The organism is Enterococcus sp. AZ089, assembly GCF_050547225.1.
Classification (GTDB): domain Bacteria; phylum Bacillota; class Bacilli; order Lactobacillales; family Enterococcaceae; genus Enterococcus_D; species Enterococcus_D entomosocium.
In genome coordinates, this window is sequence record NZ_CP172954.1 from 2,367,700 (window position 1) to 2,389,630 (window position 21,931).

The following is a 21,931-nucleotide window of genomic DNA, read 5'->3' on the forward strand; positions in this document are numbered from 1 at the left end:
TAATGAATAATTCAGTTATAATCGTTGTTATCATCACCTTTGAAGGTTGTCACATTATAGAAAAATAACCTTAAGAGATTATATTCGTTCACTTTCTCAACATCTTTTCATTATAAATAGAAAAGATAAGAAATTCAGAAAGTATTTTTATACACTTTTCTTGTTATTATAAATTAATTTGGCAAAGCTGAATTCTTTTCTTGGCGCACTTAGGGTTTCCTTTGCGGCTGCTATTTATTTACGTCAATCGTTCCTGTTAAAATTATAAGTTGTCTTTCGCAAAGTGACTTTTTTCTTCAATTCTGTTCCCCTTAATATTCAATCGCCCCCCGAAAAACAATAATCATTTAATTTTTATTCCACCACTAAACACTTATCGTCTCGCCCCCTCTCTGGCTATTCAATTTCCATCAATCTTCTTCGACATGCTGGAAAAAACGTGTTTCTACCTATATATATGCCGATCGTCAGTTGATTTATAGAAAATGCAAAAAATCTCGCATAGACTCAGGTATAGATTTCACCAATCGATGAAATACGTGATTTGTTTTTTCTTCCCTATCTTCTTTAAGATGAATAAGTAAGATTTGCGATTTTGTTCGTGAAAGGAGCCACGTCTTGAGAAATTTTCAAATAAATTTTATTACTAATACTGCAACGATTCGATGGCTGAAAATTTTGAGGGCATTCGAGAAAAATTATCAATGTTCGACTCAAGGTTTGGCAAAAATTTCAGGAAGTACCACGCGAACGATCGTTACGGATGTGACGGATCTAAAAGAGTACTTTGGCGATTGTTTATCGATCGACTCTTCTCACAAGGGGTATATTTTTTCGATCAAACATTCCGCTGTTTATTTAACGAAAAAACGTGCGCTGATTGCCAATGAGATTCTCTTCCATATCATCGAAAGTATTTTCCACAATGATCTTTATAGCTCATCTGAATGGGCTGAGAAATACCATATATCAGAAAGCACTGTTCTTCGCTATTTGCGGAAAGTGCAACCGATTTTTTCTTTCTATCGTTTGGAGATCCAAACCAATCCTATTTGCTTTATTGGTGAGGAGATCAATATTCGCAAGTTTTTCCATGATTTCTATTACGAATCGGAAATTACTGCCCATACGATTTTTCCGCCGATCGCCATCCAAAATATCACTGCTAGCGCTTTTTCTAGATGTTATCAACTTGACCAGCATGCTTGTTCGTTTGGTGAATTCAATTATTACTTGTATATCACCTTTGAGCGCCATTGTGCGGGTCAAGGTATTGAGTTGCCTAAGCAAATAAAAAAAATATTTGAGCAATATAATGATTTTCGGCTATTTTCTGAAATCAACGAGGCAATGAGTGAACAATACCAAAAAGAACTTCCCTATGAGGAAGTCCTTTATTTGTTCTTATTGGTGAAAACCCGTCGTTCGATCAGCAACTTGGCGATCGAACAAACCTTTTGTAAAGAGTATAATCATTGGCCTGAAATTAAGCAGCTTGCTGCAGCCTTTGTCAAGGATTGTTTGCCAGATACTCAAGATAGCGCTCGTGATCGGCTCTTAGTAGAATCCTTTTTTACGGTAGCAAAAATCAAGCAATTATTATCCCCCTTATTAAACCATATGATTTCGGATACCGTTCATTTTGTCGAAGAGGCGTATATGGATGATTACCATCTATTTAAAAACTATCTGTTGACGCAACCATTAGCCAGAGAAATTTGGGACAGTATCACACTGGAACACTTAGGAACGAGTCTTACGATGTACGTTACCTCTATTAAATCTTTGTACTGGCAAGCAAAGAAGAATATCGCTTTTTTGTTTGAAGGCCCCTTTTATTTATGCCAATTATTAAAATGCAAATCTGTTCGTTATTTGCGCAGCTCTCGGACATTTTATTTTCCAGACTCCAATGAATTGTCGGCAGGCTATTTGGAAAAAAATCAAATTGACTTGATCGTCACCAACTATACGGAATACATTACCGAATATGCCCAAGACATTGATTATTTGCTATTCAAAACTTTTCCCGATGAGCACGACTGGGAAGCTTTAGAAGAAAAACTGAATGCCAACTTCAATCCTTGATAAATGAAAATCTTGGCTCTTTAATTTATGGGACTGAGGAATCATAACTGATTCTTCAGCCCCATTTTCATTTTAGGTATTAAAAAACATATCGTTCTCTAGTATGATTAGATCACCACAAAATAAATAACTGAGAGAACGATTGTAAGGACTTATGGGCAATTTAAATCAAAATAGAGCGTATCCATTCGGGTCGGCACTGACACAGCGATACGCTCTCTACTTATGCCTTATTCTATTAAAAGCAAAAAAAAGAAGCAGCCACTTCATTCTGTGAGCTGCTTCTTGCTAGTTGATTGATTAATCGAGAATCGTTACTTTTACTTGACGACGTCCCCATTGGATACATTGTGCTACGTTATCAAAGTGAACATCAATGATATTTCCTTTGATCGCGCCACCAGTATCAAGCGCTAGTGCTACGCCATAGCCTTCAACATTGACTAAGGTGCCTAACGGAATCACGCTTGGATCCACGGCAACTGCCATTGGATTTTTACGTAAGTCTGTACCGCTTGCTGTAAAGAAACTGGAGCCAGCTTCTTTATAAGAGTAGGCAGTTGATTCCATCATCAATGTCCGACCACTGCTTGTATTGCTGTTGTTGCTATTGTTATTGTTGTTGTTGGTATTGCTTGAGCTGCTATTTGAGCTATTGTTACTGCTTGAAGAGCTGCTCGATGATGAGGTGCTGCTTTCAGTCGTATTGCTGCTCGATGAAGCAGACGATTGTGATTCAGAAGCGCTTGAACGTTCGGCAGCTTGGGCTGCTTCTTTTTCTGCTTTTTCTTTCGCTGCTTGTTCTGCCGCTTCTTTGGCTGCTCGTTCTTCTGCTGCTTTTTCAGCAGCTAAGCGAGCTGTTTCAGCTTCTTTGCTTGAAGCGATTTGTGCCAAAGTTGATTCGTTTTCTTTCAATTGGGCTTGTAGATTCGCAATTTTTGAATCCAGTGTTTTGGCTTCTGATTCTAATGCGGTTTGATTTTCTTTCAATGATTGCTGTGTTGACTGTGCTTTTTCTTCTAAAGCTTCTAGCTTTTCTTTTTCAGCTGTTAATGAATCGATCTTTTCTTTTTCCAAGTTTTGTAACATCGTCATCGCATAGGCACGATTGATAAAATCTTGGATGTTTGATGATTCTAACAGTACCGTCCAGTCTCTGGTAGCCCCGCCATTGACTTGGATGTCTTTCATACGTTCCGCAACGACTGCTTCACGCTTTTCAATTGTTTCTTGTGCAGTTTTGATTTCTGCTTTGGTTGTTGCTAATGATTCTTCATTTTCAGCGATTTGAGCTTTTAGCTCTTCTACCTCACTGTATTTCGCATTCACATCAGTCAATGCAATCTGTACTTCCGTACTGATTTCCTGACTTTGCTGCATGACGGCACTTTCTTGCTCTTGCAATGATTCAAGTGACTCAGCCTGCGCAAAGATTGGAGAAACGATTCCTGCCGCAAAGACAGCGACAACGATTGTTCGTAGTTTCTTTGCCTTCAAAAAATTCCCTCACTTCTCACTATGTTTTCCAACATATCCTATTATACAAATTCTTAAGAAGAATTTTATTGCAGGACCTTTACAATTTGTTACAAATTATCGTAATAGTGGGTGTTTTAATCGTCTTTTTCAACTGAAATCAGTCAGAAGTGGGAAGAATCAGCATTGATAAGGGTTTATTTTTTGTAATCTTACCGTAACAAACCTATTTTTTCTTACGGATCGCTTCAATAAATCGAGACAATTCCTGACTGCTTTTTATCTGATTGATTTCTAACTTTTGAAAGTTTTTTAAGAGTCTTCTTTGATGGAAAGTCAATCTCGGTAGATTCTGTTTTAATATGCGCCATTCTTCTGGAAACGCTGCGAAACGCCCTTGCCAATCGTTTTTATATTGCTCAATATTTTCAGCCAATTCTTTTTTGTGCTGTTCAAAGGCTTGATTGACCTGTTGCACCGCTTTCTGAAAGGCAACCAAGTTAGCTAGGGTATAGCCCATATCAAAAGAGAGAACCATTAATAAGAAAACTGGCAATAAGAATCCTACGCGAGCACTCAATGTTTGAACAATCTCCAGCATTTGCGGATGAACAAATCGAACAATGAGCACACAGCACAAGCCCCAAAAAAGAGAAATCGGCAATGCCACCCGTCCATTGATATTCAATGGGACTTCTTTATAATCCCACCATGAGGCATGAAAAAAACGCTCAAGTAAATAACTTGTCACATATTCAAGCACGGTAACCAACAACGCTGCCGCAAAGAACAGTGGAATCACTTGCTCATGCAATGGCCGCAATAAATAGACAACGCCAAGAATCCCAAAGCCGTAGATGGGTGTGATGGGACCAACAAGGAAGCCCCGATAAACAAAGTGCTTGGCTTTTAGTGAGCAATAAATGGTTTCCCAAAGCCAACCGATAAATGAGTACAAGAAAAATAATAAAATGATCCGTTCAAATTGAACCATACCTATCCGCTCCTTTTCAAACTGTCACAATGATCTGTGCAATCGTACTTGTCATCACAATCATACCACAAATCAATCAGTCTTATTTTGAATCAGTGCAGTAGCTTATTCCCTGTTTGAACGTTCTTTTTTCGTTGCTTATTGATCACCAAAAATAATTGATGGGTGCACTTGTTCTTTCAAACTATAGCCACACAGTTCTTTGTTAAAGGTAAAATGATCTTGTTCCACATTTGCAATGATCTCATCTTCGGAAAATCCGTGAAAATCGTAGTCATTGATATAACTGCGAAGTAATACTAATTTTGCATCGATCAAGAGAACTCTTTGGATATCCATCCAAAAAGCCATGTCTTTGTTTTTCAATATTTTTTTCAATTCTGCTTCCTGTGCTAACCAGTACGCATAGACTGATGGCATTTCACCTTTAATGGTTTCAGCAGATAATCCTTCTCTCATTTTTACTAGATACTCATTTACTGATTGATAAAACAATTTCCTTCCCCCTAGTTCCATTATTTTTAAACGTAGATCTTATGTTTCTTCTATTCCTCGCCGCTTTGAGCTATCTTTCTCTATCCGGCTGTCGCTGATGTCGCCCTACTTTTTGTATCGAAAGAAGCCATAGTATTTCGCAACAAAATTCTGACAATTATTCAAAACAAATAGATAAATAAAAAACACACTATTATTTTATAGATATAACCGACACAATTTTTAACTTCACTATTCTTTTAATGCTTCCTTTCTTTTCTAAAGCATAGCAAAAGTCGCCCCGTATTTATAATCAACTTTTGCATCAATCTAAGAAAAAAGTGAAAATAAGCGGTAACAGTCAGTTATTTCGGCTTCATTTTTTTAAATTTATTATTTAACAATCCTTTATTTTTTTCTTTTCATGCAGTAACTGAGAATATTTTATTGCGTTATTTCCTTTCCTATTATACGATTAACTAAATAATGTTGGTTATTTGAAAATAGAAAACAAAGGGGAACGTGAGAATAATGAGAAAAAGTGTTGTTTTTAGTTTATTGGGGTTCACACTTCTTTTTGCTGGCTGTACGCCAAAAGAGGAGAAACCAGCTTCAGAAAGCACGGAAAATGCAAGCGCTACAAGCTTATCTATGACTTCGTCAACAGAAGTCGCGCAAGAATCGACGGGCTCTTCCAGCGAAGCGTCTTTACCGAGTTCGGAACAAACCATCACAGGCGTGAGTGGAACAAACTATACCATCGATTTGCCTAGTAATTGGAAAGAGGTACCCGATTTCACTTCATTGAACCCTGACAATGATTTCATGTTGTCAGATGCGTTAGAAACGAAATACTTAGCTGCAGTCGTTGAATCAAAACAAGATTTTGCCGATTTAGAAACTTATCTCGGATTGGTTCAAGAAAATTTGGCAACAAGCTTCGATACGACCGCCACCTTTTTACCAATTCCTGACACGAAGGCCTATTTCGTTGATTTCCCAGCGACAGTTGAAGGGCTAAATATCCACTATATTTATTATGTACTTGAAACCGACAATAATTATGTTCAGTTGTATGGTTGGACGTTAGAAAGCTTATACGACTCTTCAAAAGACGAGCTAACAGCGATCATGAACAGCTTCAAAGAAGAATAAACAAAACATCTGGAACCATTTTGGCAAATAGCCGCAAAAATGGTTCCAGATGTTTTTTCATTTTATCTACGGACTACAAGACGCTGTCCTACAAGAATCAATGAGCCAGAAAGATTATTCCACTGCATCAACTGATTCACAGTCACACTGTAGCGTTGCGAAATGCCCCATAGAGTGTCTCCCGAACGTACGGTATAGGTGGTGCTGTTTGATGAGGAAGTGTTCGTTTCTTGAACATACGCTGCACTTACCCAGCCACGCCCTTCAATTCGATACCAGACGTTGTTGCCATTCACACTGGTTCCGGTCTTTTGCGCAACCGCGCGAAAAGAAGAGTTGTTTAACAAAGAACCAACAATTCTGGCACTGGTAGACGCATCAGAGCGAATATTTAATGTTGCGGTTGTACGAAACTCTTTGTTGATGCTTTGCTCAGAGCTATTACTTCCAGCGTTCACTTCTGTCACGTACGTAGCACTCACCCAGCCGCGTCCTTGAATTCGATACCACACATTGTTTCCGTTGACACTCGTTCCCGTCTTTTGAGCGACTGCTCGAAATGTCGCATTACTTGCCAAGGAGCCAACAACAGAAGCGCTAGTCGATGCATCTGAACGGATGTTCAAGGCAGCAGTTGTGCGGAACTCTTTGTTGATGCTTTGTTCGGCATTGTTGTTATTGTTGTTATTGTTGTTGTTACCATTATTATTGTTGTTATCATTCCCACCCGTATTCGATGAGATCTCCGTCACGTGAGCAGCACTTACCCAGCCACGTCCTTGAATTCGATACCACGTCGTATTGCCGTTCACACTGGTACCAGTTTTTTGCGCTACTGCTTCAAATGTTGCATTGGCAGCCAATGAACCAACGATCGAGGCGCTAGTGGAAGCATCCGAACGGATATTGAGTGCTGCATTTGTTCTGAATTGCTTATTGATAGCCTGCTCAGAATTGTTATTGTTGTTATCATTTGAACCGCCACCACTTGATGTATCGTACTGGGTCAAATTGTGCGTTTCAATCAAGTTGTTTAGCTTACTTGCATAAGAAGTATCGGTGGCATAACGTCCTTGCAGCCATTGAGTCGCGTCACGATAAGAATTTGTATTAGACTTCCATGCCCCATGGTAGAAGAAAACACCCGGCGAAAATGAGGTAGTTCTCAAAACGTGCGCATTGTCTTGAAAAGATTCTTTTAATGAGGGGTATTTACGAAACCTAGCAATAATCGGATAGAGATTGCCATTCCCGTCATCTTCCATGGTTTGCATCTCTACAAATTGTCCATTGTAAGATCCCTTGATACCAAACATATTATTTGCAAGAGTGGTCAGCGTGGATTGCCCCCAACCCGATTCTAAGATCGCTTGGGCAATCATGACCGAAGCGTAGAGGTCATTTGCCCCGGCAACTTCTTGTGCCATTGGTCCTACTTGCTGAATAAATGCTTGCTGATTGTTGGAACGTGCCATTGGATTGTTGTAGTTGGGCATGACCTTCGTTTCAATGGCGATCCGCTCTTCTTCTGACAGAACAGGAATATCACTATCGGTTTCTGCTTCATTCTGTTCAGAAGCATCATCTGCTGGTGCATTTTCGGGTACCTCTTGGATGTCTACTCCATCCGCACTTTCAGCTTCTGATGGATCGGCACTAGCTTGAGTTGCTAGTGATCCCTCGTTCACTTCTTGATCTTCTACAATGCTCACTGAATCATGCGTCGATGTGTCTTGGGTTGACTCTGCTGTTTCAACTACTTGAACACCATTTTGGGCTTCTGCTGACTCGAGTGTATCTGCTAAAACATTCATCGGCAAAATATTCACCGTACTAACAAGTGCAGCGGTTGCCGCCGCACTTTTACGGTAAAGAAGCCCTCTTTTTTGTTTCTTCGCACGATAACGAAGTTGTTTTCTTTCTTCCATTTGTCTCTCCTTAAAACTACAGCTAGCTACTTCTTACATTCTTACTGCAAAGCTAGGTGTAAAATGAGCGGTGCTGCCAACAGAAACATTTTGTCCTGGGCGTGGTGCATGAATGTATTGTCCGCCACCTAAAGCAATGGCTACATGATAGGTGCTACCTGATGAACCCCAGAATAAAAGATCTCCTGGTTGTGCTTGGCTAACGGAAATCACTGTACCGGCTGTTTCTTGTGGCACCGTCCATCCACCAATATCTCTCCCTGTTACTTGTAAAAAGACATAGCGAGTAAACCCAGAACAGTCAAAGCTGTCCGGTCCTTTGGCACCCCACACATAGGGTTTTCCGATATGCTTATAGGCTTCTGCCACGATTGCAGCACCATTTGTTGATGCTGGTGCAGAAGGTGCTGGCGGCGTCACGATCGGTGCAGGTGACGGAGCAGGCGTTGGCGCCGGTGTTGGTGTAACTGGCGTCGGTGCTGGCGTTGGTGCAGGAACTGCAGGTGCACTGTCCGCTGGCGTCTCCGGTGCTGCAGGTGTCACTGGTGTTTCTGGCTCTTGAATTTCTGGTGTATCTACTGGTGTTTCCTCTGGAACCTCTGGTGTTTCAACCGGTTCAGATTCTTGCGTTTCCTCTGGTTGCGTTTCTGCTGGTGCTTCTGGCTCTTCCACTGGCGCTGGGCTCTCTGTTTCTGCGTCAGGTTCTGTGCTCTCTACTTGAACAGCTGCTTCATTCAAGGCTGCTTCTTCCGCTGCAGCTTGTTCTGCCTGCTGTTGCGCCGCTTGTTCCGCTTGGGCTTGTAAAGCAGCTACTCGGGCAGCTTCTTCACGAATTCTCGCTTGCTCCGCTTCATAGGCTTCTTTTTCCGCACGCAGCTGTTCTTTTTCTTCTTCTTTCGTTGCTTCTTCGTAGGCTAAATTACTAACTAAGACATTTAATTCTGCTTGGCTTGCTTCCAAAACACCTTTTTGTGCTTCCAGATGGCTCTGTGCTGCTTGCAATTCTGCCACTTTTTCTTGTGATTCCGCACGCTTTTGTTCAACAGCTTGTTGGTCGGCTTTTTGCTGTTCGATCACTTCATTATTCGCTCGAATGATCGTCGTCATCGCATGCAAACGACCGACTAGATCACTGACAGAGTCCGCCTCTAGTACCGCTGTTAGAAAATGGTCGCCTTTTCCATTAACTTGTGTTTCTCTGGCTTGCTTTTCAATGTTTTCCGAGCGTTTGGCAATGCGCTCTTCTAACTGACTGATTTCCTGATCCAATCCTTCGATCGCTTGCAACAAATCACTTTGCTGCGTTAAAATGATTGCTGCTTCTTGATTTAACGAATCAATTTCTGCAGACAATCCGTCAATTTCCCCTTGTACGCTTTGACGTTGCTGCCTCAACTGATCAATTTCGTTATTTTTTTGTTCGATCAATTGATCATGATTCGTAGCAAAAACGGTCACAGGTCCGCCGAATGATGACAATACAATGCCGCACATACACACTGTTGCAAAGATTTTCTTCTTCATATGATCCTCCAAATTCAATTTTAAAACTTTTTTTTCATTTATTTGACCATTTTCATTTTACCATAGTTCAGCAACAAACCCAATCCGTAAGCGATTTACATTTTAGTTACATAAATAAGCTCTGTTTTTTTATTACATGTTCCCCACTCCTATCCCACCGACACGCCGAGTGAATCCCTATGTATCAACTGTTCAAGAAAACTTCATAGAAAAAGTCCTTTTTCTTAAGAAAAAATAAATAATGTTGTAGATTTCACTTTTATTACATTAATTTTCTGCAAAATATGCTTGATTCACAAAGTTATAAATAGACGAAAAAAGCTCCTTCCTAGTGTTTTCTAGAAAAGAGCGAGGTTTTTTTGTCTGTGTTATTCACGATAAGGGAGTAGTTGTCTCATTACGGCGATTTGGTCATCAATGGTCTGTTCTGTGATGTGACCGGTCAGAGCCAAAATCCCTAATCCTTCAATCACGAACATATAGTTTTCTGCAATCACTGCCAAGTTTTCATCTTTTAATACACCTTGCTGAACGCCCACTTGAAAAATCTCATGGATCGTCCGTTTCGTCTCAGCGAGTTGAGCTTGCTGCAGTGAACTGGAGACTTCGGTTTTATGCGTATAGTAATACTCATAGACGGCGCGCAGCATACCGTCAGAAATGCTGTGGAGTAGACGCTTGCGATGGTCGGAAAAATATTTGTTTAAAATCGTTTCAAAGGGTACTTGCTCCATGATCATCTCTCGTACATCATCAAATTTTCGTTTGGAACGCTGCTCTAACACTGCCAAAAAAATCTCATCCACCGAACGAAAGTACAAATAAATGCCGCCGCGACTAATGCCGCACTCTTCGATAATGTCCTTCATTGTCGCATCAATCAAGCCTTTCTTACTAAAGACGACTTTGGCACTTTCAAGAATCAAATCACGCTTTTGTTGTTTTTTCTTTTCCGCTGTAGTCAATTCGCTCTGCTGCTTCTTCGCCATTTTTTTGGCTCCTTTCATCACATTATTAATGACACTTGTGTCATTTTGTTGTATAATCAACCTAACTTAAAAATGACACGAGTGTCATTATAAGAAAAGGAGTTTTTACAATGAATACAAAAAGCAAAACCTATCGCCTTGTCATTCGTGCCATTTTGACTGCTATTATTATTTTACAGACGATGGTACCTTTCCTTGGATTTATTCCGATCGGTATCACTAGTTTAACGATCATCCATATCACGGTGATCGTCGCTGCCATCGTTTTAGAGACAAAAGACGGGATGTTCATCGGCTTAGTCTGGGGTGTTTTTACCATGATCCGTGCGTTTACTTCTCCGACAACGCCCTTGGACATTGCCGTTTTCACCAACCCAATCATCTCGGTGGTTCCCCGTGTGTTGGTTGGCTTAGTGGCTGGTCTCTTGTTTACGATCATTTACAAAAAGACCAAAAAAGTTGTCGCTGCTTCGATTGTTGCAGCAATCTTTGGGACCATCACCAATACAGTTTTGGTCTTAACCCTAATGGGAACCTTATATACTGGCTTAGTTGCCAATACCTATGGTGTCGATGCTTCGGCTTTATTCGTGACCCTCGGTGGGATTGCTATAACGAATGGAATCTCTGAGGTGATCACAGCTGCGATCTTAACACCCATTCTAGTAAAAGCCTTATTTGCGGCAACCAGTTTACGTCCAGAAAATCGTTAGTCCCTTCTCTTATCCTATCATTTTTTTCACGTTCTGAGTACTCTTTGCCCAAACATTAAAAGCCCCCGATTTAAGAAAGCTTCTATTGTATAGAAAGGCTTTCTTAGATTAGGGGGCTTCTTCTTTTATTGGTTAAAAAAAGGTGGACAGCAAGGCAAGGATCGCTAGACCGCCTTGGGTCAAAATAATTTTCTTGTCGCTAGTCACACTGCCATATGCAGCTACTAAGATAATGTAGATCAGCAACAAGCGACTGATTTCCAATGGTGCTGAAGCAAAGGTAATACAATACAGTAACCCCAAACCAATGAGTCCATTGTAAACCCCTTGGTTTTTGAACAAGGTCACAACGATCGGTCGTTCAAGTTCTGCTTTCGTCACGTTGAAGACCCGCGCCGTTGCTTTGGACGTAGTGGCAAATGTTTCTAAATAGAGAATATAGAAAAACTCTAAGGCAACCAGTACAATCAAAATCGTCGATAAAATCGTCATCTTTATTCTCCTTGATGAGCGACAACGATCTCGCTCGGTTTGGCTGCAAAGTCAGGCATTTGTTGGAATAATTGTTGCAGCAGCGGGTTTTGATTGTGAGCGGTGATCGCTTCTTGATTCGCCCATTTTTCGACCATGACAAACCGATTGTTCTCTTCCAATGATTCATAGAGATGATAGCCGTGGCAGCCTTCCTCAGCTCTCGCCGATGCTAATAATGGCGTAACAGCGGCTAAAAAATCTGCCCGCTTTTCTTCTTTGATGTAAAACGTTGCATTAATGATTTCCATCGTTTTCCCTCCTCTTATAGAAATGTCGTAATTTGTTCTGCGTCTAACCGAACGGATTCATAGCCTAATTCTTTGGCTTTTCCGACTGAAAGGATCATGACAGGAACATAACGTTCTTTGTCTAAGCCAAAAGCTTCTGCTAATTGATCTGCTTCAAAGCCGCCGATTGGGTTGGTTTCATAGCCATGCGCCCGCGCAACTAACATAAATTGCATCGCTGCTAAACTAGCGTCGATCTTCACCACATCATTCATTTGTTCTTTTGTAAGATTTTCATAATGAGGAATGATCGCTGCTAATTGTTGGTCACGTACTTCCGCTGGCATTTTGCCTTCTGCTACTGCTTTGTTATAAATTTCTTCTCCTAGTTCATGACAAAGCATATCGCCAAAAATCAAGACCATTGCAGAAGATGTATCATTTTGTCGGACGTTGAAACGAATCAATGGTTTCAATTTTGCTTTTTGCTCATCGCTTTCCACAACGACAAAACGCCAAGGCTGCATATTGACTGAGGAAGGTGCTGTCGTTGACTCTTGGATCATGGTCAACATTTCTTCATGGGGGATTTTGTAGGTTTCATCATAGACACGGACCGATTTTCGGCCAAAAGTAATCTCTGAAAAATTGTTGTTGCTGTATTCTATCATGGGTTTACCTTCTTTCATGGAACTAATTTCATAAGTAATGTTAGAAGCTGTGCTTCTTCTTCTTCGGTCAAATTGATGCCTAACGACTCCTCAGAGCTGGCATGCTTTGAAGCACAACTAGCCAAATCGGCTTGTGCTTTCGGTGTCAAAGAAACAAAAATCTCGCGGTTATTGTCTTTGTTTCGTTCCCGTGTCACAAATTGTTTTTCTTCGAGAATCTTCAAATGCCGCGTGACCGCTGCACTATCGATCTTCAATTCATTCTGTACTTGATTTTGGGTACAGCGTCCTCGCTCATTCAAAAACTGCAGCAACTGATAACGGGTCAGACTAAAGCCGGTCTCTTTTTCAAAGATCGCCGTTAATTCTTGGTTCACGATTTTCATCCGATACAGCAATCCGCTTAGCTCACGTAAATTCATTGCATCAACCGCTCCTTCCATCATTGACTAGTCAACTGTTGACTAGTCAAGTATAAATCATTTTCTTTTGCTTGTAAAGAGTAAGCAAAAAAAAGACCCGCAGTTAGGCGAACTTCATCAAGGATCGAATCAGAAATCCTTTGATGAAGTTGCACCATTAGGCTGCGGGTCTTCGTTACTCCAGTATTGAGTCAATACTGGAAAATTTATTTTATTTTAATTGGAAGAGTTTCTTCAAGCCCATGACGGTCAATGTGGAGATCGCTGCAGCAGCGAAAATGATCCCCCACGTGCCGGCTTGAATTGGCATCGTGTCTAATAGCTCATTCATAAACGGTACATAGACCGCTGAAAGCTGCAAGCCGACGGAAAGGAGCAATGCCCCCATCAGTGGTTTGTTTTTCAAGAGGGTTTTATCTAAACCAAACCCACTGCTCTTACGAACGTTGAAAATATGCATCAATTGCGCCACTGCCATAAAGGTAAAGGTCGCTGTTTGTGCATAAAGCAACTCGTGATCCGTCAACATCAGGAAGTTGAAAAAGCCAAACGCCACCAAACCAATTACAACACCACTTAAAATGATACGTCCTAAGAAGCGCTTGTTGACGAGGCCATCAGCTTTCGAACGTGGCTGACGTTTCATGATGTCGTCTTCTGCTGGTTCAAAGGCTAACGCCATGGCTGGCGCAATATCGATAACTAGATTCAAGAAAAGGATATGCAGCGGTTGAATTGGCATTGGCATCAAGAAAATGACACTTAAAAAGATCGTCACGATCTCAACCATATTACATGAGAACAAGAAAGAAACATATTTTTTGATGTTGTCAAAAATGATGCGTCCTTCTTTGATGGCATCGACGATCGTTCCAAAACGGTCATCCGTTAAAATCATATCGGAAGATTCTTTGGCTACTTCTGTGCCACGAATCCCCATGGCGATCCCGATGTCAGCGCCGTTGAGTGCCGGCGCATCGTTAACACCATCGCCAGTCATTGAAACGATATCGCCTTCTTCACGCAAGGCTTCCACAAGCTGTAATTTATTTTTCGGTGAGACTCGAGCAAAGACGGCGACTTCTTCAATTTTTTCGTTAAAGCCTTCCTGTCCTGCCAATTCATCGATCTCTCGACCTGTCATGGTTTTTTCATGGTCTTTTAAGCCAATTTCTTTGGCAATCATGGAGGCGGTCTTCGGATGGTCCCCCGTGATCATTTTCACTCGGATCCCCGCTTCTTGGGCAACCTTCACTGCTTCTTTGACATCTGTTCGCGGTGGATCGACGATACCCGCAAAGCCTTGGATCTTGATTTGCTGCAGTGCTGCTTTCAGCTCTGCTTCATCCGTTCCACCTTGATAATCCTTGATGCAACCGACAGCGATCACCCGCTGCCCATGACTGGCTAACGTGTCATTGTATTCATGAAGCTGTTCCTTTTCTGTGGCATCAGCATCAGCTAAATCAATCAAGACATCTGGTGCTCCTTTGATGATCAATGTCCGCTGATCCCCCTCATACACGGTCACCATGTATTTGTTGTCGGAATCAAAAGGCATTTCTGCAATTTTCTTCAGACCGTTATCCTGCTCTTTTTGCCGATCGATGCCGATTTTTTGACCTAAAACGACGAACGCGCCATCCGTTGGATCACCGAGGATCTCGTATTGTCCCTCGTTTTCACGTAAAGTGGCGGTGGTACATAAAGCACCGTTTTCGATCATCCCTTGCAGCGCATCATGATTGGTTGCATCGATCTCGGTTTCATCCTCCGAGTCTGCCTTGTAGAATTTTCCATTCGGTTCGTAACCATTTCCGGACACTTTGAACATTTCTCCTGAACCTAAAATGATCTCGGCGACCGTCATTTGGTTTTCTGTCAGCGTCCCCGTTTTGTCACTGGCAATGATACTGGTGGCGCCAAGCGTCTCAACGGCAGATAACGATTTAACAAGAGCTTTGTGCTCAGCCATCGTTCGCATGCCTCGAGACAATGTGATTGTCGAAACGGCTGGCATTGCTTCAGGAATGGCTGCGACCGCTAAAATAATCGAAATATGGATCATTTCGACAAATGGCTGATTCGTCAAAATACCTGCGACCAAAACTGCCACCGCAGCAAAGAGCGCTGCAATAATGATTGCTTTTCCAAGCTTGTCCAATTCGATATCTAACGGTGTTTGACGTTTTTTGTCACCCGTCAGCATGTCACTGATTTTTCCAACCTCGGTCTTCATGCCGGTTTCTGTCACTACTGCATAGGCATTTCCCCGAGTTGCCGCAGTTCCTGCGAAAACGACATTGCGACGATCGCCTAATGGAACATCTTCTTCATAAGTTTCTCGTGCATCTTTTTCAACAGCTTCTGACTCACCGGTCAGCGCTGATTCGATGCAGGCAAAGTTGCTCGTTTCAAGTAAGCGAGCATCTGCCGCAATAGCATCCCCTTCTTCCAAAACGAGAATATCGCCTGGAACGATCTTTGCCGACTCAATTTCCATTACTTCTCCATCACGAATCACTTTTGCGGTAGTGTAAATCATGCTTTGAAGTGAATCAATTGATTTTTGCGCTCGTAGCTCTGTAATGAATCCTGTCATCACAGCGATCACCACGGCAATCAAAACTGCAATTCCTTCAACCGTTTCCCCCATCGCAAAAGAGAGTAACGCAGCTGCTAGCAAGAGATAAACAATCAAGTTGTTCAAGTTATGCCACAGCAATTCCCATACAGAAAGGGATTCTTGTTGCTGGATCGTGTTTTCTCCGTATTTTTCTAAGCGTTTGTCGGCTTCTTTCCCGCTTAGGCCTTGCTTGCGGTCACTTTCAAAATGTTTCAAGGTCTCTTCAGTCTTTTGCTGGTAAAATTTTTCCATCAAATTCCTCCTTTTAATTGTAAACTTCTTGCCGAGGGTTTCCACGTTTCTGAAGGGATACATCGTTACAGATACCTTGCACAGTCATTTTTGATTTGAATTGGTTCAGGCGATCGCTGAATGAAGGGAATATAGCCAATAAGAAAAGCAAGCGCAGGTTGACTGGCTGAGGGAAAAGGTATGCGTGTTGAGCGCCGATCATTTTGCGAGCAGTGAAGTAGCTTTTTTAGTAGTCGCAAATGATCTTTCTATGTACGTACTTTGTGAAAAAACCATTCGGCCTACTTCTAACCTATCATGGATGAAGATGTTCGCAAAGGATTTTGCTTCACAAGCAAAGTAAAAAAACAGTCGTAACAGAATGAATCACCTAAAAATTGCCAGAGATTCAAAGACAATGGGACTATGGCAAACAGGCATGAGTCTCTGTCTTTTATCGATAACCTGCACCATAAATTTGTTGTGATTTACAATGTTACAACTCGGGCAAAAAAATAACTTTAAAAAGAGAACGCTTGCTGTCCTCACTTTATTTTAACAAAAAAACACAAACTTTTGAACAAAAAAACTGTTTACTGCTAAAAAAATAGATAAATCGCTGGATTTTTCCGCTTACAATCTAATTCTTGGTCGTCAGAAAAGCTTATAATTTAGAACAAGCCATTGATCCTTTGTGTTCAATCAACACGAACTCACCACTACCCCAAAAAAAACATTCTTCGGTTGAATGATGAATCACCAGCCGATGAACGCTTCGTATATTCGACTTTAAGAGGTAATTTCCTCACTCTCGATATAGCAATAGACCCGCAGTTCAGGCAAGGCCTGCTTTATTTGCTGCTCAATGGTATCAATAAACGTGCTTGGTTCTTCATCCGGCGCTAGCTTCAAGGTAAGGTCGGCAACGATCAGAAGTTCCTCTGGACTGAGATGAAGGGTTCGTAAATCTTTGATTTGAATGATTGCAGGGTCGGCTAAAATTTGTTTGATCGCCAGTAAATCCGATGCGGATGCCCCTTCGCCAATCAAAAGGCTATAAAATTCTTTGGCTAAAAAGACAGCAGCAGCAATCAACAACAATCCACCTAAAATGCCCCCGAGGGAATCAAATACCGGATTGCCTGTCAAAGCAGTCAATGAGATTCCTACGATAGCGATCGTCACACTTCCTAAGGCAAACAAATTTTCCGTAAAGCCTAATAGTAAATCAGAATCCCGGCTTTCTTTCAAAAATCGGACGAGGGGTTGTTTTTGTTTATTTTGTTCTTTGACTTCTTGACAGCCTTCTTGAACTGCAGTCACTTCAATAAACAAACTGACAAATAAGATTGCTGCCACCAGCTGGATCTGCTCCACTTCGTGGGTGGGGTCCAACAAATCGCGGCTGGCTTCGACAACAGCTAAAATGCCGCCTCCTAAAAAGACCGTCATTGCGACCACAGTACTAAAAAAATAGGTCGCTCGTCCTTCACCGAACTGATACAATTCACTGCGTCCTCGCTGTGCTCGGTTTTCACCGATGGCTAGAAGCCCTTGATTGATGCAATCGATCATACTATGAATACTTTCGTTCATTAAAACTGCACTGCCGCTAAGGAAGTACCCAATGGCTTTCATGAGCAACCCTAAGACATGGGTCAACAAGACGATTCTTCGGGCTTTTTGTTCTTGCTGTTTTTCCATCATGGTTCCTCCTTCGGTGTCGGCCTCGCTGCAGTAGGCTGCTTCTTATCTAAAGCATAGCACTGCACTTCTTAGATGAAAACGAAAGTGGCTTGTGACAAAGATTTACCATTTGCTCCCCTCTTGAACGCAAAAAAACCAGGATTTCTCCTGGCTTGCTTCAGATAATTATACTTCATTAATAATTTGAATCTGATCCATACTCCGTGCCATAGCCCGTTCCGTTGTCAGTACCGTACTCGCTGCCATAACCTGTTCCTTGAGACCCGTCGTCGTATCCTGTCTGAGCATCTGTGTTTTGATTTTGGGTACTCTGTTCTTCTGTCTGCTTGCCTAATGCCTTAAGCATGTCGTTTCGGATTTCATTGTAAGAGTAGTCTTGGATGTACACAATGGACTGACCATCGTAAGACTCCCCATCATACCATTCAAAGGTATGACTATTGATTTCAAATCCTGAAATCATATTTCCAGCAAGGGAAACTAAATCTTCAAATTTAAAGTTTGTATTTACGTCATTACTTACAGAATCTAAAATTTCTTGATATTTCGTCACGTTATTAATTTTTAAAGCCTGATGAATTGCTGCTTCAATGACTTCTTGCTGACGATTTCCCCGATCAACATCGGTATCCATTTTTCGAATACGCGCAAAAATCAAAGCTTGCTCACCATTCAACAACTGACGACCTTCCGGAATCAATGTTTCCCCAGAGTTATCTGCGGCATAATCTTGATTTATGTCGTAAGGGACATTTACAGTTACACCACCAATTGCATCAATAATTTTTTTAAAACTTATGAAATTCACATTTACATAGTAATCGATTGGCAATTGCAAATAATTTTGAACGGTTTCGATCGTGGCATCTTCTTCTCCGACTGTATAAGCACTATTGATTTTTGCTGTGGTATAGATTGTACCTGTTCCAGTTCCATCATAGATATTCGTCCAAATATCCCGCGGGATGCTGACCATATCGATTTTTTTATTTTCGCCATCATAAACCATGTAGATCAAACTATCAGTACGTGCACTGTCTAAATGATCTGTTTGTTCACGTTCCTCATCATTATCGACACCCATCAATAAAACACCGAACTTAGAACTTACATCGGATGTTTTGAGTGATCCATCCTCTTTTTCTTTGTTAGAGGTTATCACAGCGGATTCTTTAAACATTTTATCCACTGAATTTTTTGCTGCATAATACGTATAGCCGGCAAATAAAACGATGCCTGCAATGGCGAAAAGAAAGATTCCTCCAATAATCACGCGTTTGTTGCGCGCTTTGTGGGCTCTTTGCTGTTTATATCTCGTCTTTCTATCCATAGTGCCTCCTTCATTTCTCCTGAATTGCTCTCCCCGATTGTACCAGAATTTTTGCGATCCGCCTATTTTTTTAAGAAGTTTTATTCTTTTTCTGTGAAGTCCTTTAAACATTCCTTAAAAATAATTCTGATGATGAAAGAAAGCTGGATAATTAGTCAACTTCTATGGATATTTTATTAAAAAACGATTTTTTTCATTCACCCTTTTTTGATGGATCAACTTCTTTTTCGACAGTAAGCTGAATAATTACACCAAATGGATCGCGAACACTTGCATAAAAAAACGCAAACGGATTTTCACTAGGTGCCTGGATCACCTGACTGCCCATTTCCACTAGTCGTTGATAAAGCTTTTGAGCTGTTTTGGTGTCGTCTATCGTCAAACTCAAGGATAAGTGATTCCCTGCTTGAATGGGCTCCCCTTCGATCAATGGATTGTCAGCCAGCTGCAACTGGAAATCTCCGATTTGTAGGATGGAATGAGAAAGATACTGTTCTTGACCTGCAAGAATCTCCAGCGTTGGATCAAGTTTTTTTTGATATTCTTGGTTGGTGATGGCGAATAAGAGGGTCGCGTCTAATGTTTCCTGATAAAAGTGGATGGCTTCTTGGGCTTTGCCGTCTAAGGTCAAAAATAAAGCGATTTTTGGTTCGATCATTTGTTGGTTCCTCCTTTTCTTGTTACCATAAGTGTAACTGTGAATATTGCCAAAACTTGGCACCATTGGAGAAAGAAATGAAAAAATCAGAACGTTTAACTCAGGAGCTATTGTATTTACAAGGAAAAACCACTTTTCATCTAGCTGATTTGATGGAAACCTTTGCGATTTCAAAACGCACAGCCGTCCGCGATGTCCAATCGTTGGAAGAGCTGGGCTTGCCTCTCGTGGTAGAAACCGGTCGTTATGGCGGCTATCAGATCTTAAAAAATCAACTGACCCCCTTGTACTTTGACAAAAATGAACGTTATACCCTTTTCTTTGCTTTACAGCTCTTACAAAAATTATCCGATTCTCCTTTTGATCGGAGCTATCAAGGGCTGCGGCGAAAACTTTTGCAGTCTTTTTATCAAGGAGATACCGACTGGTTAGAAAAAATGGAGACGGCGGTTTCATTTCAAGGGGTGCCTCAATTGACGAGTGCACCGATCCTCTCAGCGCTTTTTTCAGCGATCGTACAAGAACAGGTCATCCAATTTACCTATCAGCGTTATCAAAAAACGAACAAGACCGTACAACCCTATCAGCTGGATTTTCGTGCCGGTTACTGGTATTGTTTGGCCTTTGATTGTCAAAAGCAGGCCTTTCGCCGCTATCGCTGTGATGCAATGCAGGGACTTGTTGTAACGACAACAAAGGGCTATCCCTTAGATCAGTTAGCCAGAAAACAGACGCAACAGCGAGTAATAACTCAAACATTGGCCTATCAGATCCGCTTGATACCGCAAGTGAAAGAACGAGTTATGCAAGAACGATATCCTGACATGAGAGTGACCGAACGCTCTAGTGAGCTTTGTTTGGATGGCTATATCAGCGAAAATGAGCTTGATTTTCTAGCTGACTTTCTCTTGCAATTTGGGCCAACCATCAAAGAAATCGAACCGTTAGCCCTCAAACAGGCGTATACTGAAAAAGTTCGGCGGATGCTGCAGCCATTTACAACTGACTAAGCGTCTTCACGCTGTTCGATGATGGTTGACACTCTGCCTAAAACGATTCTTACTTATAAGGAGTTTTCTACCCATGTTTCTTTTAAATAAAAAAACCTTCCAAGCGTTGGCAGCCCCCTATTTGACGGAAGGAGCTGTGATCGGCTATGCAAAATGGCAGTCCTTCAATGCCATCACCAGCCGTACCCTGCTCGTCTTAGATGATCAGCAATTGACGATTTTGGCATTGAATCTTTTCTCGACAAAAGTCCTGCAGCACAAAATCTTGCCGCTTGCTGAGCTAAAAAAACAGCACAAAGATCCTGTTGTAGGGATGCTCGTCCCGATTCGCTTTACTTATAAAGGGGAAACCTACCGTTTTCAAATGCAGCGAGTGATTTTGCCCTTGGGCGATTGGCAAAAAACCTTTCTTGCCCGCTGGCAGGCGTGGTAAGTAGGCAGCAACTGGCAAGTTCTAATTGTAAAAGAAAGAATTTTCATGAAATTTACACTCTTTTACAAGAAAGTTGTTGTATTTTTCTGATAATGTTTTCGGCTATTTCGTTCTATGGTAAGATGTCCCTAAAGAAATGGAGGCTGTCTATGGTATGTATGGAAAGTGAACGGTTAACGATCCGTCCGTTTCAAGAAAGTGATTTTGCCGATACCTTTGCTATTTATCAGCAAGCGGAAGTTTGCCGTTTCTTACTTCATGAGCCTTGGCAGACAGAAACGGCAGCGGCGTCTTTTGCCAAAAAATGTCAACAGCACACCTTGACGGACCAAGCAGGTCTTTCTTTGGCGGTACTACACGATCAAACGGTCATCGGCGATTTGTCGGTGTGGTCTACTGGTCAGCCGTCTTCCGTTGAAATCGGCTATGCCTTCCATCCGTCATTTGGCGGACAAGGGTTTGCTCAAGAAGCCTTGAAAGAGTTGTTGGACTGGTTGTTTGCCAGTCAGAAGATCCATCGGGTCCAAGCGACGCTAGATGCCCGCAATCAGGCCTCAGCCAAGCTTTGCCAACGGATTGGATTGCGCCAAGAAGCACATTTTATCCAAGACTGGTGGAACAAGGGGGAATGGACCGATAGTTTGGTTTTTGCCTGTTTAGTCAGTGAACATCTTGCTGAAGTTCACTCATAAGCTCATGAGGATGAACAAGTCCGCTCATCCGCAATAATTTAGGAGGTTT

General features: G+C 41.6%; 20 protein-coding genes. 6 read left to right on the top strand and 14 right to left on the bottom strand.

The genetic code is table 11. The features are described 5' to 3' along the window. Positions 1-618: 618 nt before the first annotated feature. A complete protein-coding gene (locus IGJ01_RS10970; protein WP_016621502.1) occupies positions 619-2,088 on the top strand; it encodes a helix-turn-helix domain-containing protein in 1,470 nt (489 codons plus the stop codon). Between the two features lie 300 nt (positions 2,089-2,388). On the opposite strand, the gene IGJ01_RS10975 is transcribed toward IGJ01_RS10970, so the two are convergent. From IGJ01_RS10975 to IGJ01_RS10985, 3 genes are all read right to left on the bottom strand, one after another. After that, a complete protein-coding gene (locus IGJ01_RS10975; RefSeq protein ID WP_194199525.1) occupies positions 2,389-3,585 on the bottom strand; it encodes a 3D domain-containing protein in 1,197 nt (398 codons plus the stop codon). Between the two features lie 205 nt (positions 3,586-3,790). Continuing rightward, positions 3,791-4,558, bottom strand: coding sequence for a putative ABC transporter permease (locus tag IGJ01_RS10980; RefSeq protein ID WP_430601074.1), 768 nt, complete (start codon positions 4,556-4,558; stop codon positions 3,791-3,793). A 138-nt stretch (positions 4,559-4,696) separates the two neighbouring features. After that, the gene (locus IGJ01_RS10985; RefSeq protein ID WP_005234961.1) at positions 4,697-5,074 is read right to left on the bottom strand and encodes a DUF7006 family protein; all 378 of its coding nucleotides are present in this window, start codon (positions 5,072-5,074) and stop codon (positions 4,697-4,699) included. 489 nt (positions 5,075-5,563) lie between these two features. Here IGJ01_RS10985 and IGJ01_RS10990 point away from each other — a divergent pair, with 489 nt between their 5' ends. Continuing rightward, the gene (locus tag IGJ01_RS10990; RefSeq protein WP_142964372.1) at positions 5,564-6,187 is read left to right on the top strand and encodes a hypothetical protein; all 624 of its coding nucleotides are present in this window, start codon (positions 5,564-5,566) and stop codon (positions 6,185-6,187) included. A gap of 62 nt (positions 6,188-6,249) precedes the next feature. On the opposite strand, the gene IGJ01_RS10995 is transcribed toward IGJ01_RS10990, so the two are convergent. The 3 genes from IGJ01_RS10995 to IGJ01_RS11005 all read right to left on the bottom strand — a co-directional run bounded on the left by IGJ01_RS10995 (position 6,250) and on the right by IGJ01_RS11005 (position 10,628). Beyond that, positions 6,250-8,115 carry a glucosaminidase domain-containing protein gene (locus tag IGJ01_RS10995; protein WP_430601075.1) on the bottom strand — a complete coding sequence of 622 codons (1,866 nt, stop codon included), beginning with the start codon at positions 8,113-8,115 and terminating at the stop codon, positions 6,250-6,252. Between the two features lie 33 nt (positions 8,116-8,148). Next, on the bottom strand, positions 8,149-9,639 hold the full coding sequence (locus IGJ01_RS11000; RefSeq protein ID WP_430601076.1) for an NlpC/P60 family protein: 1,491 nt from the start codon (positions 9,637-9,639) through the stop codon (positions 8,149-8,151). Between the two features lie 368 nt (positions 9,640-10,007). Next, positions 10,008-10,628, bottom strand: coding sequence for a TetR/AcrR family transcriptional regulator (locus IGJ01_RS11005; protein ID WP_430601077.1), 621 nt, complete (start codon positions 10,626-10,628; stop codon positions 10,008-10,010). Positions 10,629-10,738: 110 nt separating this feature from the next. Between IGJ01_RS11005 and IGJ01_RS11010 the strand changes: the two genes are divergently transcribed. Continuing rightward, positions 10,739-11,341, top strand: a complete 603-nt coding sequence (locus IGJ01_RS11010; RefSeq protein WP_121261817.1) for an ECF transporter S component — start codon at positions 10,739-10,741, stop codon at positions 11,339-11,341. A gap of 132 nt (positions 11,342-11,473) precedes the next feature. On the opposite strand, the gene IGJ01_RS11015 is transcribed toward IGJ01_RS11010, so the two are convergent. The 8 genes from IGJ01_RS11015 to IGJ01_RS11050 form a co-directional block, all read right to left on the bottom strand. Beyond that, the gene (locus tag IGJ01_RS11015) at positions 11,474-11,833 is read right to left on the bottom strand and encodes a DUF1304 domain-containing protein (protein ID WP_244732097.1); all 360 of its coding nucleotides are present in this window, start codon (positions 11,831-11,833) and stop codon (positions 11,474-11,476) included. A gap of 2 nt (positions 11,834-11,835) precedes the next feature. Beyond that, positions 11,836-12,123, bottom strand: a complete 288-nt coding sequence (locus IGJ01_RS11020) for a putative quinol monooxygenase (RefSeq protein WP_016608137.1) — start codon at positions 12,121-12,123, stop codon at positions 11,836-11,838. A gap of 14 nt (positions 12,124-12,137) precedes the next feature. Then, entirely contained in the window at positions 12,138-12,773 is a 636-nt protein-coding gene (locus IGJ01_RS11025; RefSeq protein ID WP_240457327.1) for a nitroreductase family protein, read from the bottom strand. Between the two features lie 14 nt (positions 12,774-12,787). Further along, positions 12,788-13,195, bottom strand: coding sequence for a MarR family winged helix-turn-helix transcriptional regulator (locus tag IGJ01_RS11030; protein WP_121261821.1), 408 nt, complete (start codon positions 13,193-13,195; stop codon positions 12,788-12,790). A 211-nt stretch (positions 13,196-13,406) separates the two neighbouring features. Next, positions 13,407-16,073 (bottom strand): cation-translocating P-type ATPase, encoded by a 2,667-nt coding sequence (locus IGJ01_RS11035; RefSeq protein ID WP_244732100.1) that lies wholly within the window; start codon positions 16,071-16,073, stop codon positions 13,407-13,409. A 768-nt stretch (positions 16,074-16,841) separates the two neighbouring features. Beyond that, positions 16,842-17,759: a cation diffusion facilitator family transporter gene (locus tag IGJ01_RS11040; protein ID WP_430601078.1), complete on the bottom strand. Its 918-nt coding sequence runs from the start codon at positions 17,757-17,759 to the stop codon at positions 16,842-16,844. Positions 17,760-17,934: 175 nt separating this feature from the next. Then, positions 17,935-19,089, bottom strand: coding sequence for an LCP family protein (locus IGJ01_RS11045; protein ID WP_034868433.1), 1,155 nt, complete (start codon positions 19,087-19,089; stop codon positions 17,935-17,937). Positions 19,090-19,282: 193 nt separating this feature from the next. Next, the gene (locus IGJ01_RS11050; protein ID WP_430601079.1) at positions 19,283-19,747 is read right to left on the bottom strand and encodes a VOC family protein; all 465 of its coding nucleotides are present in this window, start codon (positions 19,745-19,747) and stop codon (positions 19,283-19,285) included. Between the two features lie 77 nt (positions 19,748-19,824). Between IGJ01_RS11050 and IGJ01_RS11055 the strand changes: the two genes are divergently transcribed. The 3 genes from IGJ01_RS11055 to IGJ01_RS11065 all read left to right on the top strand — a co-directional run bounded on the left by IGJ01_RS11055 (position 19,825) and on the right by IGJ01_RS11065 (position 21,882). Next, on the top strand, positions 19,825-20,757 hold the full coding sequence (locus IGJ01_RS11055; RefSeq protein ID WP_430601080.1) for a helix-turn-helix transcriptional regulator: 933 nt from the start codon (positions 19,825-19,827) through the stop codon (positions 20,755-20,757). 73 nt (positions 20,758-20,830) lie between these two features. Beyond that, entirely contained in the window at positions 20,831-21,190 is a 360-nt protein-coding gene (locus IGJ01_RS11060; protein WP_218193189.1) for a hypothetical protein, read from the top strand. Between the two features lie 149 nt (positions 21,191-21,339). Next, positions 21,340-21,882 carry a GNAT family N-acetyltransferase gene (locus IGJ01_RS11065; RefSeq protein WP_034878476.1) on the top strand — a complete coding sequence of 181 codons (543 nt, stop codon included), beginning with the start codon at positions 21,340-21,342 and terminating at the stop codon, positions 21,880-21,882. The last annotated feature ends 49 nt before the right edge of the window (positions 21,883-21,931 follow it).

What these genes read in the sequence shown, in the direction of transcription:
- IGJ01_RS10980 (WP_430601074.1), bottom strand. Translation starts at nt 4,558, where the DNA reads ATGGTTCAATTTGAACGGATCATTTTATTATTTTTCTTGTACTCATTT.
- IGJ01_RS10985 (WP_005234961.1), bottom strand. Translation starts at nt 5,074, where the DNA reads ATGGAACTAGGGGGAAGGAAATTGTTTTATCAATCAGTAAATGAGTAT.
- IGJ01_RS10990 (WP_142964372.1), top strand. Translation starts at nt 5,564, where the DNA reads ATGAGAAAAAGTGTTGTTTTTAGTTTATTGGGGTTCACACTTCTTTTT.
- IGJ01_RS10995 (WP_430601075.1), bottom strand. Translation starts at nt 8,115, where the DNA reads ATGGAAGAAAGAAAACAACTTCGTTATCGTGCGAAGAAACAAAAAAGA.
- IGJ01_RS11000 (WP_430601076.1), bottom strand. Translation starts at nt 9,639, where the DNA reads ATGAAGAAGAAAATCTTTGCAACAGTGTGTATGTGCGGCATTGTATTG.
- IGJ01_RS11005 (WP_430601077.1), bottom strand. Translation starts at nt 10,628, where the DNA reads ATGGCGAAGAAGCAGCAGAGCGAATTGACTACAGCGGAAAAGAAAAAA.
- IGJ01_RS11010 (WP_121261817.1), top strand. Translation starts at nt 10,739, where the DNA reads ATGAATACAAAAAGCAAAACCTATCGCCTTGTCATTCGTGCCATTTTG.
- IGJ01_RS11015 (WP_244732097.1), bottom strand. Translation starts at nt 11,833, where the DNA reads ATGACGATTTTATCGACGATTTTGATTGTACTGGTTGCCTTAGAGTTT.
- IGJ01_RS11020 (WP_016608137.1), bottom strand. Translation starts at nt 12,123, where the DNA reads ATGGAAATCATTAATGCAACGTTTTACATCAAAGAAGAAAAGCGGGCA.
- IGJ01_RS11025 (WP_240457327.1), bottom strand. Translation starts at nt 12,773, where the DNA reads ATGATAGAATACAGCAACAACAATTTTTCAGAGATTACTTTTGGCCGA.
- IGJ01_RS11030 (WP_121261821.1), bottom strand. Translation starts at nt 13,195, where the DNA reads ATGAATTTACGTGAGCTAAGCGGATTGCTGTATCGGATGAAAATCGTG.
- IGJ01_RS11035 (WP_244732100.1), bottom strand. Translation starts at nt 16,073, where the DNA reads ATGGAAAAATTTTACCAGCAAAAGACTGAAGAGACCTTGAAACATTTT.
- IGJ01_RS11040 (WP_430601078.1), bottom strand. Translation starts at nt 17,759, where the DNA reads ATGATGGAAAAACAGCAAGAACAAAAAGCCCGAAGAATCGTCTTGTTG.
- IGJ01_RS11045 (WP_034868433.1), bottom strand. Translation starts at nt 19,089, where the DNA reads ATGGATAGAAAGACGAGATATAAACAGCAAAGAGCCCACAAAGCGCGC.
- IGJ01_RS11050 (WP_430601079.1), bottom strand. Translation starts at nt 19,747, where the DNA reads ATGATCGAACCAAAAATCGCTTTATTTTTGACCTTAGACGGCAAAGCC.
- IGJ01_RS11055 (WP_430601080.1), top strand. Translation starts at nt 19,825, where the DNA reads ATGAAAAAATCAGAACGTTTAACTCAGGAGCTATTGTATTTACAAGGA.
- IGJ01_RS11060 (WP_218193189.1), top strand. Translation starts at nt 20,831, where the DNA reads ATGTTTCTTTTAAATAAAAAAACCTTCCAAGCGTTGGCAGCCCCCTAT.
- IGJ01_RS11065 (WP_034878476.1), top strand. Translation starts at nt 21,340, where the DNA reads ATGGTATGTATGGAAAGTGAACGGTTAACGATCCGTCCGTTTCAAGAA.